General features: G+C 69.2%; 4 protein-coding genes and 2 pseudogenes. 2 read left to right on the top strand and 4 right to left on the bottom strand.

Annotated elements, in window-relative coordinates:
- The 3 genes and pseudogenes from ACFY7C_RS36610 to ACFY7C_RS36600 form a co-directional block, all read right to left on the bottom strand.
- Nucleotides 1–8,525: LamG-like jellyroll fold domain-containing protein (locus tag ACFY7C_RS36610; RefSeq protein ID WP_389659931.1), on the bottom strand; the 8,525-nt coding region annotated here is incomplete at its 3' end.
- A gap of 404 nt (nt 8,526–8,929) precedes the next feature.
- Nucleotides 8,930–9,607 (bottom strand): annotated as a pseudogene (locus ACFY7C_RS36605) (IS5 family transposase); the annotation flags it as partial.
- A 184-nt stretch (nt 9,608–9,791) separates the two neighbouring features.
- Nucleotides 9,792–10,462, bottom strand: a pseudogene (locus tag ACFY7C_RS36600) (IS5 family transposase).
- A 79-nt stretch (nt 10,463–10,541) separates the two neighbouring features.
- Between ACFY7C_RS36600 and ACFY7C_RS36595 the strand changes: the two are divergent.
- Both ACFY7C_RS36595 and ACFY7C_RS36590 read left to right on the top strand, forming a co-directional pair.
- Complete coding sequence (locus tag ACFY7C_RS36595) at nt 10,542–10,916, top strand: hypothetical protein (protein WP_389659928.1); 375 nt, start codon at nt 10,542–10,544, stop codon at nt 10,914–10,916.
- A gap of 331 nt (nt 10,917–11,247) precedes the next feature.
- The gene (locus tag ACFY7C_RS36590; protein ID WP_389659925.1) at nt 11,248–11,793 is read left to right on the top strand and encodes a hypothetical protein; all 546 of its coding nucleotides are present in this window, start codon (nt 11,248–11,250) and stop codon (nt 11,791–11,793) included.
- Nucleotides 11,794–11,852: 59 nt separating this feature from the next.
- Here the strand turns inward: ACFY7C_RS36590 and ACFY7C_RS36585 are convergent, their stop codons facing one another.
- Nucleotides 11,853–12,614 (bottom strand): DUF4253 domain-containing protein, encoded by a 762-nt coding sequence (locus ACFY7C_RS36585; protein WP_389659922.1) that lies wholly within the window; start codon nt 12,612–12,614, stop codon nt 11,853–11,855.
- Between the last annotated feature and the right edge of the window lie 103 nt (nt 12,615–12,717).

Raw genomic sequence — 12,717 nt, 5'->3', positions numbered from 1 at the left:
GTCTTCTTGACCAGCCGGTTGTCGAGGTCGTACTCGTAGGCCGTGCCCTGGACTTGGGTGCCCCCGCTGGTCTTCTTGATGCTGTCGTCCGCGAGGCGGCCCAGGCTGTCGTAGGTGTACGAGCGCTTGGAGCCGATCGTCCACGTGCCGCCGGCCGCCGGGCGTGCGTATTCCTCGACGGTCGGTCGCCCGGCCGCGTCGTAGTCGCTGCGCACCTGGGTGCCGGTGAGCGGGTCGGTCGTGGTGTCGAGACGCCCGGCCTGGTCGTAGGTGAAGGCCGTCGCGCCCGCCGCGTCCGTTCGGGAGGTCATCTTGCCGTCCGCGTCGTACGCGTAGGACGAGGTGCCGCCGGGGCCGTCGGTGGAGAGCAGCTGGCCGCGGTCGTTGTAGGAGTAGGTGTTGCCCGCGGTGACCCCGTCGCCGCCCACGCCGGTCAGACGGCCGGCGAGGTCGTAGGAGAGCGAGCGCGGTCGGGTGGCCACGGCGGTGCCGGAGCCGGTCTCGGCGGTCAGGCGCCCCAGGGCGTCGTACGTCTTCTGACGCTTGACGTTGCCCGGCAACAGCTCGGTGACGAGCTGCCCGGTCGCGTCGTAGACGTTCGTCCAGGTACGGACGTCGGCGTTCCAGTGCTGGGTGGTGGCCGGTTCGATCGTGGACTCGGGCAGGCCCCACGTGTTGAACGTGTAGTACGTGGACTTGCCGCGGCCGTCGGTCAGGCGGGTGCGGTTGCCCGCCGCGTCGTAGCCGAAGGTCGTCGTGATCGAGTCGGTCGCGGTGACCGGCTCGACCTGCCTGGTCGTCCGTCCCAGCGCGTCGTAGGTGTACGTGCGGCGCGCGCCGTCGGCCGAGACGGATGCAGTGACGTTTCCGTCGGCGTCGTACTCGGTGGAGACCGTACGCAGGGCGGTCGTGCCCGTGCCGTAGTCCGCCACGGACGTCGGCTTGCCCATGAGGTCGTACGCGGTGACCGTCTTGCGGCCGGTCGCGTCCTTGCTCTCGGTCTGCCGGCCGAGGCCGTCGTACGCCGCCCGCGTGACGCCGCCGAGCGGGTCGGTGACGGTCAGAACCTGGCCGGCCTTGTCATGGGTAGCGGTGGTCCGGCGTCCACCGGGCGTGGTCGAGGCGGTCTGGTTGCCGCCGTCGTCCCAGGTGAAACGGGAGACGAGGTTCTGCAGGGTGGGCTTGCGCTCCACCGTGGTGGCGGTGAGCTTGCGGCCCAGTTCGTCGTAGGTGGCCTCGGTGCGTGCTCCTGTCGGGTCGGTCGCGGAGAGCGGCAGACCGGTCGGGGTCCAGGTGTAGGTGGAGACGCCGCCGCCGGACAGGTCCGTGGACGTGCCGTCGAAGGCGGTGGCACCCGGGGCCTGAAGGCCCTGCGCCCCACCGACCGCCGGGTCCGTCGAGCGGATCAGGTTGCCCAGTTGGTCGTACCCGTAGGAGCGGGAACGGCCGAGTGGGTCGGTGGTGGAGGCGACGTTGCCGAGCTTGTCGTACGTCGTGCGCGACACTGCGGTGATGGCCACGGTGGCGCCCGGCGGGATGTAGTCGGGCAGCGTGAGCGCGACGGTCCGGCCGAGCTTGTCGGTCTCCGTCTTCGTCACCAGACCACGCGGGTCACGCGACTCGGTGGCCTCGCCGAAGGTGTTGTAGCCGACGAGGGTCTTGGGGGTGACGGCCGCGGCCGCACCTCCGTTCTCCTCGGCCTGCACCTGCGGCGCGGTCTGCTCGACCAGGCGGCCCAGCTCGTCGAACCGGCCCGTGCTGGTGATGCCGCGCGGGCTGGTCTGGGTGAGCGGGAGGCCCCGCTGGTCGAAGGTGGCCGACGAGACCCGGGTGGCGGTGCCGTCGGTGACGGTCTGCTTCGTCGGGTTGCCCACCGCGTCGTACTCGGTGGTGGACGTGATCTTCTTGCCGGTGCCGTCGATGGACTGGGTCTGCTCGGTGAGCCGGTCCTCCGCGTCGTACGCAAAGGTGGAGACCTTGTTCAGACCGTTCGGGTCGAAGGCCGAACGGGTGACGCGGCCGAGCGCGTCGACCGTGTTCACGGTCGTGCGGCCACCGCTCGTGGTGTGGGACGTCGCGTGACCCGCGCCGTCGTAGACCGTCGACTCCAGGAGGATGTCCTTCTTGGTGCCGTCGGACTGGGTGACCTGCTTTGCCGTCGCCGAGGCCTTCAGGCCGTCGTCGTAGTAGGCGAAGGTGGTCGTGGCGCCCATCGCGTCCGTGGTCGAGGCCAGGCGGCCCGCCGGGTCGTAGGCCCTCGATTCCAGGACCAGGTCGCGGGTCTGGCCGGACGGGTCGCCGGTCCAGTTCTTCAGGACCGACTCGGCAACCCGGCCGCGCTTGGTGTACGTGGTCGTGACGACGTTGCCCGCGGGGTCCGTCGCACTGATGACGCGGCCCAGGGCGTCGTGGCTGTACGTGGACTCGTTGCCGGCCGCGTCCGTCACGCTGTCGTTGAGACCGTGGATGTTGTAGCGGTAGGTCGTGGTGCGGGTGGCGTCGCCGCCGGTGGTGTCCTCCGTGGATTCGGTGAGCAGGTGCCCGTCCGCGTCGTAGGTGCGGCTGATGCGGGCGGTGTGGGTGACGCCGGTGATCTCGTTCTTCACGCCCGGGCCGGTCTCCGCGACGAGGCGGGACATGGCGTTGTAGGCGTAGCTGGTGGTGACACCGGCAGGGTTGGCGTCGGAGATCTGGGTCTCGGTCAGCTTCCGGCCGATGCCGTCGTAGGTGTACGTCGTGACGGCGCCTGACGGTGCCGTCGTCTTGGCCAGATCACCGCTCGCGAAGTACGCGTACGAGACCGTGGCACCGCCGGTGGACTTCTTGGTGGCGACCAGGCCCGCCGGGGTGGTTCCGCCGCCCACCGCGGCCTCGGTGCCCGTGGTGTAGGTGGTCGTCGCCGTACGGCCGTCGACCGAGGTGACCGTGTCGGTCAGGCCGAGCGCCGTGTACGAGGTCGTCGTCCGGTAGCGGTTGTCCGCAGGTCCCGAGGAACGGCCGTCGCGGAGCGCGATCTGCTTGCCGTTGCGCAGGTCGAGCTTGTCCGCCGCGTTGTGGTAGTACTCCGCGAAGGAGGTCCAGCAGGAGTTGGCGTCCCGGCAGGTCGTCGTCGAGACGGTGTTGCCGCGCTCGTCGTGGCCGGTGATGGTCGAGTGACCGTTGGGGTCGGTGACCGTGTGCAGGAAGCCGCCGGTGTCGTACGCGTAGGTGGTGACACCGCCGTCCGCGTCCGTCGAGGCGGTGCGGCGCTGGCCGCGGACCGCGTCGAAGGTGCTGGACGTCTTCGAGCCCGTCGGGTCGGTGACCGTCACCGTCGAGGACAGCGAGGAGCCCGAGGCGTAGGCGTGGGCGCCGTAGTGGCGGGCGACCTGGTCACCGGTGAGGGTGCGCGGGTAGACCGCGACCTCGTCGATCTGGCCGGTGAAGTACTGCACGCCGTCGCCCGGAGACGCGGGCCACCAGCTGGTGTAGCCGGCTCCGATGTACGCGAGCTTGTTCGTTTCGTGTGTGACCGGCACGTTGGTGGCCTGGGCCACCTGGGCTCCGTCGAGGTACAGCGTCTGGATTCCGCCCAGCGCTGTGACCACCGCGTGGTGCCACTCGTTGTCCGTCACCGTGTTCGGCGAGGTGTTGGTCGCGGCCACCCCTCGGGTGAAGTACTGGCCGTGGAGCTTGTTGTCCGAGCCCACATACAGGACCGGCGCGTAGGACACGGCGTCCGGGAGCGGCTTCTCCTGGTCGCTGAAGAGCACGCCGGGCTTGGTGGTCTTGAACCACAGCTCGACCGACAGGTCGGTGTTCGGCAGGTGTCCGCCGGGAAGTTCGGCCCATCCGGCGCCCGTGAACTCGGCCGCGGTGCGGTCGCCGGACCCGAACGCGCCGGGCTTGCCCGGCGTCGCCTTCGTGTAGGTGCCGTCGGCACCTGCGGCGGCGACCTTGTTGCGGACGGTCGTGCCGCTTGCCTCGTCCAGCTGCCAGTAGCCGGCCGGGGCGTCCGCCATCACGACGCCCTCGTACTGGCTCCCGTTGCCGGAGACCAGCCTGTTGCGGGCCTTGAAGTGGTCGGCGACGGTCTGGGCGTCCAGTTCCTTGGAGTAGAAGGCGGCCTCGTCGAGCTGACCGCTGAAGTAGCGGGTGGCCCGCTCCTGGCCGTCCCAGGCCTCGCTGGAGTACCCGCCGCCGAGGTAGGCGTAGTTCAGGGTCTCCGGCTTGACCACGCCGGACTGCGAGCCCAGCTTCACGCCGTCGAGGTACAGCGACTGCCCGGCGGGACCACCGGTCAGCACGGTGTGGTGCCACTTGTTGTCGGTGACCTTCACGCCGCCCATGACCGGCCAGCCCGCGGAGGGACCGGTCCAGAAGTGGCCGCGCAGCTTGCCCTCCGCGTCGATGACCAGGCTGGGGTTCCACATCTGCGGAGTGGTGCCCAGTTCGGTGTTCTGCAGGGCGAGCAGCACGCCGCTCGGCTTGTCCGTGCGGAACCACAGCTCCACGGACAGGGACGTGGCCCCGGCGATGGCCTCGCTCGGCACCTGGACGGCGCCCTTGCTGCCGTCGAGGGTCACCGCGCCGTCGTCGCCGTCGAGGAACGCGCCGACGCCGCCGAGGGCGACGCCGTCGCGGTAGGAGCCGTTACCGCCGGCGGATATCTCGTCGGTGGCCGCGGCGCCGCTGCTGTCGCCGAAACGCCAGTAGTTGACCGGCCCCGAGGCCAGCACGGCGTCGCCGTACGCCTGCGAGCCGGCGGCGTACCGCGGCTCGGAGATCTGCCAGACGCCGCCGTGCTCGTCAGTGACCTTCTTGGCACGACCGGTGTCACCGTCGTACTCGACCTGGGCGCTCACCCGGCCGGACGGCAGGGTGGCCTTGGTCAGCTTCGACGATCCGGTACGGGCGGCGAAACGGGCCTTGACCGCGCCCGCGTCGAGTGCGCGGTGGTAGACCGCGACCTCGTCCATCAGCCCCTGGTAGTAGCGGGTTCCGTAGGTCCCGGCGCCGTCCCAGCTCTGGTCGGTGAAGCCGCCGCCCAGATAGGTGAAGGTCTTGCTGGAGTGGTTGACCGGACCGGCGAGCGTGCCAACGGCCGTGCCGTCGAGGTAGAGCGTCTGACCGGTTCCGGTGCTGGTGATGGCCGCGTGGTGCCAGGTGTTGTCGGTGACCACGGCGGTGGAGGTCATCGGGACGAGCCCGCCGTCCGACTTCTCGAAGGCGCCGCGCAGCTTGCCCGCGGAGTCGATGGCCAGGACCGGGTTGTAGACGTTGGGGTGCGTCGGGCCCAGCGGGTCGTCCTGGAATCCGACGAGCACGCCGTTCGGCTTGTCCGTCTTGAACCACAGCTCCACCGACAGCACGGTCGACGAGGACAGCGTGGATTCCGGGAGTTCGACATAGGAGGTGGTGCCGTTGAAGGACACCGCCTTGTTGCCGGTCGCGCCCAGCGCGCCCGCGGCGCCGAGGGTCACATCGCGGTAGTGGCCGGCGTTCATGCCCGTGCGGGAGACCGCCTCACTGGCCGCGGTCTCGCCCTCGGTCTCGTTCAGCCGCCAGTAGCCCACCGGGCCGGCGTCCTGCACCATGCCCCGGTAGTGCGAGCCGGCCGTGTACTCGTACGTCGAGCACGCGGTGGTCGAATCGGGCGGGCAGACCTTGGTCAGCTGGTCGCCGGTGTACGTGTACGACCACTTGAGCGCCGGGGCGAGCGGGCCGACGGCGTCGGTGGACACCGAGGCGACGTGCGCGCCGCTCCAGGTGAAGGTCAGCGCGCGCTTCGACAGCGCGTCGGTGGCCTTGGTCAGCTTGCCGGACGTGTACGTGAGGAGCTGCTCGCGGCCGTGGCCGTCCTTGACCTTGGTCAGGCGGCCGGTCGCATCGAAGGTGTGAAGGGTGGCCGCCGCATCGCGCAGCGTCCAGCCTCCGCCGGTGACGGCGGTCAGTACGCCCACCGAACCGGACGGCGCGCTGTAGGTGCCGTCGGCGTTGCGGCCGAAGCGGACCTGGCTGCCGCTCTCGAGGGTGATCACGACGCTGCCGTCGGGCTCTGCGACGGCCCGCATGTCCCAGCGGGTCGCCCAGCCGGCGCCGAAGGCGTTGGCGGTGCGCGGGTCCTGCGAGTTGTAGGTGCGGGTGACCGCGAGCTCGGGGCCCGCACTCGCCACGGCCGCGTCCGTGGCGGCGGTGGCGTAGTTGCCGGCCCGCTCGCCGAAGGGGCGCCCGCTGTCCGCGCCGCCCAGGTGGGAGGTGATGACGGGCTGCGGGACCTGCGTGGTCAGGATCGACGGCGCGGTCCGCGCCGACTGGTCCTTGCCGTCGTTCGCGTAGGCGTACCAGGCATACGTCTTGGCCCAGGTGAGCCAGCCGGCCGGAACCGTCCAGCTTTCGGAAGGCGCATGCGTGTTGCCGCGGCAGTTCTTCCGGACGTCCTTGCCCTCGACCTCACAGACCTCGAACTGGTAGGTCAGCGCGCTGGGGGATTTGTCCTGGTCCGTGGCCCTCGCCCAGAGCGTCGGGGTGAGGGTGTCGACGACCATGCCGCTCGGCGGGGCCGCGCCCGTCAGGTACGGCGGGGCGTTGACCGCGTCGAAGCGCACGGTCGGGCCCGGAACTCCGTCGTCGACGAAGCTCCGCACGCCGTACTCGTCCATGGTCCACTGGATCGTGTACGTCCCGGGGGCCAGCGGGGCGATCTTGGCGTCGACAGTGGCCGAGGCACCGGGTGCGACGTCGTAGGGCATCGGCGTCCACCGGATCTTGCTCCAGTAGTCGCCGCCCACCTTGTTGCCGTTGGCGTCGAACAGGTCGTAGCGCAGCTTGTAGTTGCTGGTCCTGCCCCAGGTCTGCTGACCCTGGTTGGTGACGGTGACCTTGAAGGCACCCTCGCTGGTGGCCGTCGGTGGCTGGACGAAACCACCGAGGCCGTAGGCGGCTCCGTACTTCGACCAGGTGACATCAAGACTGGGCTTGCCGCCGGGGTAGTTGTCCGAACCGAACTTCTTCCAACTGTAGGAGTCGTTCGTCGCCGCCTTCACGGCCAGGCCGTAGTTGGGCTTCCGGCCGTGCGTCCAGTCGTCGACCAGCTTGCGGCCGGACTCGCCGAGCGGGATCGACTCCCACGCGGCGGCGCCGCAGGGCCAGCTCGTCGAACCGTCCGGGCGCCAAGCGTGCGCGAAGGACTTGGAGCCCAGCGCACCGCCGGTGGCCGGACCGGGGTAGCTGTTGGTGCTGCCCTCGGACCAGTTGGAGGTGATCTCGTGGACCGTCACCGGCCGTGCGGTGCAGGAGTAGGAGTAGGTGTTGTACAGGCTCAGATTCGCATTGATGACGTATGCGTTCTTGAGGGTGGTGTCCAGGCCGCCGAACTTCAGGAACGAGGCCGCCTTGTGGCTGCCGCCGTCGTAGGTGCCGACCTTGAGGGCGGTGTCACTGGAGAAGTTCTGGTTGTACGGCGACTCGACGTACGTGCCGGAGGCCGCTTCCAGACCGTTCACGGAGGGGTCGACCTTCACGGGGAAAACCCGTTCGGGGGCAGAGAGCCACTTCTTGTCCAGCTTGACGACGAGGACTTGGCGGGAGCCTTCGTGTGCGAGACCGTAGGTGACACCGGAGGAGATGGCGCCCTCGTCGGAGTTCGGCGCCTTCCTGGAGTCCTCCATCCAGCCGGCGGGCATCCATCCCTGCCGACGGCCCGCCGCGTCGTCGAAGACGATGCCGCCGTGCTCGTCGAGCTTCGCCGTCAGGCCCTTCAGGGCCAGCGGGAAACGCCATTCGGTCGGCGCGGCACTGTCCTTCAGGATCAGCGTCTCCTTCACGGAGTCACTGCCGGCGATCAGTTCCACGTCCGTCGAGGGACGGACGTCCGGGTACGTGATCGCGCTGCCGGCCACCCGGCCCCGTGAACGGGCCGCGCCTTCGATCGAGTAGCCGACTGCCTTGGTGTCGTCGACCCCCAGGCGCACAAACGTTTCTGCATCGGCGAATTCCGAGAAGTAGACCGTGTCCTCGGTCGACTTCGCCTGCCAGCCGGCGCCCGGGGTCTCCTCGTTCAGCCCCAGCGGCGACGACTTCGTCAGCCGTGTGTCGGTGGCCTTCCACGTGCCGTCGTGCCCGAGGAAGTTGACCCGCTCGTTGTAGTAGCGGGTCGTGAAGGTGCCGTCCGGATTGGCGAACGTGCGCGCGTCGGCGGCTCGCTTCCCGGGCACTTCCGAACTGGCCTTGGGATCGAAGCCCTCGGGTGCGGCCCGCCGCGGGGACGGGACCGTTCGGTACGAAGGCAGCGGCACCTTGGCGGTGCTCCCCAGCTTCAGCCGGGTGTTGCCGGAATCCGGCGCGAGCTCTCCGGGAGCCCTCAGCGCGCCGGTGCGGCCGCCGGACGCAGCGGCGTCCGTAGCGTCACCGGAGGCGTTGTGCCCGCGCCCGCGGGCCGACCCCCAGCCCTGCTCGGGTCTCTCGCCGGCAGCTAGGCCGGATCTGGACTCGGTCCAGCGTTCGGCCGCCAGAGCGGCCTGCTCTGTGCCCGCGAGCACAGTCATGGTGATCGCCATGGATATGACGAATGGACGGGTGATACGCACCGTAAGTGTCCCCCCAGAGTTGATCGGTGACGCAAGTCCTATCCGGACGCACAGGAGACTCACAAGTTCGTCCGAAAATGCGAAGCCTGTCGCTGTGGCCGGAAGGGGGGATCGTCGGTGACAGTCAGTCATATACGTGGCAGATCACCACTCCAGACGCTCGCGCAAGTGATCAGAATCACTCAGAGAAGCCGTGGAGGTGGGCGATATTCAGCCTCGCTGAAGGGGGAGGGCAGACGGCCCTCACCCCATGCGTCCAGCGCCGCGTGCTGCCCAGCCCGTCGCTGCGCTCTTCGTCCGAAGGCGGTGAGCTGGTAGACCTCGGCGGCGATGCCGGCGCTGATTGCGTCCGGAAAGTCTTGGAGCCAGAGCCGGAGGCAGGCGAGGGTGACCATGGTCGTAGCGGGTGGCAAGGGCCCGGTTCTGTTTGAGTCGGCTGAAGCAGCGCTCGATCAGGTTGCGCCTGCGGTAGGCGGTGCGGTCGAGGCGGCAGAGTGATTCGCCGCGGCGGATGCGTCCGTTGATCTGGTCGATCCGCTCCGGGATGGTCGCGGCGATGCCGCGCCTGCGCAGGTAGGCGCGGATTCTGCGGGCCGGGTAGCCCTTGTCCACGCGGTCGGGGCGGTCCGGGGCCTGCCCGGACCCGGCCGCCTGACAGCGATCCGGGCCATCACCGGCTCGAACTGCGTGCAGTCGTTCACGTTCCCGCCGGTCAGGGTGAAGGCGAGTGGCCGGCCCTGTCCGTCGCAGGCGAGGCGGATCTTGCTGGTCAGCCCGCCGCGTGACCGGCCGAGGGCTTCGCCTTCCCTGGGCCCCTTTTCGGGCTCCAGCCGCATGCTGATGGGCCCGGATCGTGGTCGAGTCCACGCACACGAACGTCCAGTCGACAGCTCCGACGGCGTCGGAGTGCTGCTGGACGTGCGCCAGGAGGCGGTCCAGGTGCCGTCGGCGGACCAGTGCCGGAAACGTTCATAGACCGTCTTCCACGGCCCGTACCGCTCCGGCAGGTCACGCCACGCGGCCCCCGTGGACAGCTTCCAGGGGGCCTTGCGGGGGAGCGGCGCGATGCCGAGCTGTTTCCAGGCGTTCGCGCTGCCTGTCGGTCTGCAACCACCCGACGACGTCCGGGCCGAACCGACCGCACACGGACCGGTCAGCTTCTGCCGCACGATCTGAGGCCCCGGAAGCCCGACCTGCGCCTAACGCGATTTCTAAGACGTCATCTCATTTGGTGAGTCTTCGATAGCAGGTCAGGGTGCAGGCGATGCTCGTGAAGGCGGGAAGTGGTCGGCCTTGCGTTCGTAGCGTCGGTGGAGTCGCCTGGAGCCGTCGAGCCAGGACATGGTGTGTTCGATAGTGCACCGGTGTCGCCCCAGTCGCTGGGAATTCGCGATGCCCTTAGCGGGCGATGCGGTGTCGGATGCCTCGGCCGGAGAACCATTGCCGCAGGTGGCGGTAGTCGTAGCCCTTGTCGGCGTGGAGCTTGCCGGGCTTGCGTCGGCGTCGACCACGGGGCGAACGGATCGGGAGGGTATGCCCTTCACCAGCGGGAGCAGGGCCTGGCTGTCGTGCAGGTTCTCCGCCGATATCCCGACGGAGATGGGCAGACCGGTCCGCTCGGTGATCAGATGGCTCTTCGACCCGTACTTGCCCCGGTCGGCAGGATTCGGACCTGTCAGGTCCCCCTTTTCGTCGCCCGCATGTGCACCGAGTCGATCGCGCACCTCGACCAGTCCAACTTAGCCCGGGAGCCGAGCTCGTCGAGGAGAAGGCGGTGCACTCCCGGTCGCCATGCCGTTGCCGACCCCCCCGAGGCCGCATGGTGCTTCCGGAACCACCCGCTGAAACAACTCCCACAACTCACCGGGTACCAACCGCTCAACGATCCCCGCCACCCCTCGCAGCCTACCGACCCATAGGAAGGGTGCCGTAAATGTGATCTCCTGCGATGACGGACCGTGGCACAGTCTCCGGGTGTCCAACGACGTTGCCTATCCCGTCTTCCGTACCCCCGACCCGGCACTCGCCCTGTGCACCGCGCGCCGTCTCATGGAGTTCGGCCGCTGCGAGCACTCCGAGGTTTCCGCGTACGCGGAACTTTCCTCCGTCGCCGAGGTGCGGCGGATGGCGAAGGCCGAGGCGGGATTCCACGGCGAGTCCAAGCACGCTGAAGTGACACTTCTCTTCAACACCCACACCCGCGAGCTCGATGAGCCCACCGACGATCACAGCGTGCTCGTCCATGTCCGCAGCGCCGTCTTCGACGGCCGCCAGGGAAACGAGCCGTACGCCCACTGGCTCGCCGCGCAGGTGGGCCTCACGGTCATCGGGCCCGCGCAACGGTGCTGAAGGGACCCGCCAACCCTCGGAACTGCTCCCACAATCGTCCGGTACCAGCCGCTCGACGATCCCCGCCACGGCCCGCAGACCACCCAGCCAACGGGGACCCAAGAGACCGGACTGATCACTGCTTCGGCGCTATCGCCTGCCGGACAAGAGCCGTACGCCCGGGGGGAGCGCCTTGAGACAGCGGTTTCTCATGAGTGCCGCAGGCACGCTGCTGGTGGCGTCGGCTGGTTGCACGTCGGGGACGGAACAGCCGCGGGACTCCTCGAAGCCCGCAGCGGTGAAGCCCTCGGCCGCTACACGACCGTCAGTCACACAACGGCCGTACGACAAGATGCCGGCGCGGCCGCTGGGCAAAGCGGCGGCCAGCGACCGTGACCACGTTTTCCTGCAGGCGGCGTTCGCGATCCGGCTACCAGCAGGACACCAGGTTCCACCGGCCGACGAGGTGGTCGTGATCCATCGCCTGGACGCCGAGAGCGGGGAGCTGGCCTGGATGCCCGACGGGCACACCTACTGCTACGGCAAGATCCGGGAAGGCTACAGCTCGTACACCTGCGGCCGGCTCCCTGAGAAGCCGCCTGCGCCCGGACTGCTTCTCACGGTCCCGGGCGAGCCTGACCGGGTGACCACCGAGGACAATCTCGACAAGGTCCGCAACGTGAGCTTCGTGATCGCTGAGGGCGGCCCGGCACGGTTCGACCATGTCAAGCGCCGCAAGGGAATGGGACCGGTGCATCAGGCGGTCGCGAGGTTCCCCTCCGGCCGCATGGTCACCTTCCTGACGTTCGACCGTCCCTACGGCCCCCTCGATCCTGAGGCCGAAATCTGCAGAAGCGACCAACACGTCTGCTTCCCGTCCGCGGAGGTGCCGCACTGACAGAGCGACGGTGTGCGGCCGTCAGCCGCGCACCGCCCCATGGGGGCCTGCGGTCTGGTTCAGTCCCACCAGAGTGACCACATCGTCGAGCGGGCCATTGTGTCGCCGGTCTTCACCGCATCGTCCACGGTGTCGTGGCAGTAGGCGCGCAGCTCCGCGGCGGCCTGCGCGGCGCCCTGCGGGTCCAGGGGCGGCCGGTCGACGACCAGCTCCAGATAGGAGCCGTCGGCGAAGAAGAGCTCGGCGCCCCACTGCTCGTGCCAGCGGCGCAGGAGCGCGGAGGTGTCGAGGGGGGTCAGGCCGCGGTCGCCGTACCCGGCCCAGCCCCACGTCGTGTAGACGAACGGCAGGAGCACCGGAACCTCGTAGCCACCGCGCGTGGCCACGAAATTCACCCACCGCAGGTCCATCTCGAAGAAGTCCCGGGTCCCGGTGGCCCACTGCGACACCCCCTGCAGTGGCCGTTCCACGGCCGGTGCGAGCAGGGGTGCCAGCCGGTCGGGGTCGTAGTCGGACCGCCAGAGGTCGACATCGTCGTCCACGTTGGCGACTTCCTCGACCGCCCACCGGCAGGCCGACACCAGTATGGACGCCGCCCTGGCGTCGTGGTCCTGGCAGACGGCTTCGCCGACCCACTTCTCCAGCACGTCGGCATCGCACCCCAACTCCCGGCGCCCCTCGGTCATATCCGTCGGCGAGCTCAACGTGACGTACGGCCACCAACCGGTCTCGCCGTGCCTGCCGCGCCACTCCTCCCACACCGTGCGGGCCTGCTCGCGCGGCACGCGCACGCCGAGGACCTCGACACCCGCCGCGGTCATGGCTCGCTCGGCCTCAGCCGTGGGAAAGCACGTCCGCAGACGATGAAGGAAGTCATCGGAGGAAAGAAGCGACCGGTGGAGGAACGATGTCATGAGATCAGGA

Source organism: Streptomyces sp. NPDC012769, from assembly GCF_042901205.1.
Lineage (GTDB): Bacteria > Actinomycetota > Actinomycetes > Streptomycetales > Streptomycetaceae > Streptomyces.
Note: the sequence above shows the minus strand (reverse complement) of the source record. Positions and strands in the feature narration are given on the sequence as shown.

Bases quoted from the DNA above. Each gene is read 5' to 3' on its own strand.
- ACFY7C_RS36590 (WP_389659925.1), top strand. From the start codon at position 11,248: ATGCCGGCGCGGCCGCTGGGCAAAGCGGCGGCCAGCGACCGTGACCAC.
- ACFY7C_RS36585 (WP_389659922.1), bottom strand. From the start codon at position 12,614: ATGACCGCGGCGGGTGTCGAGGTCCTCGGCGTGCGCGTGCCGCGCGAG.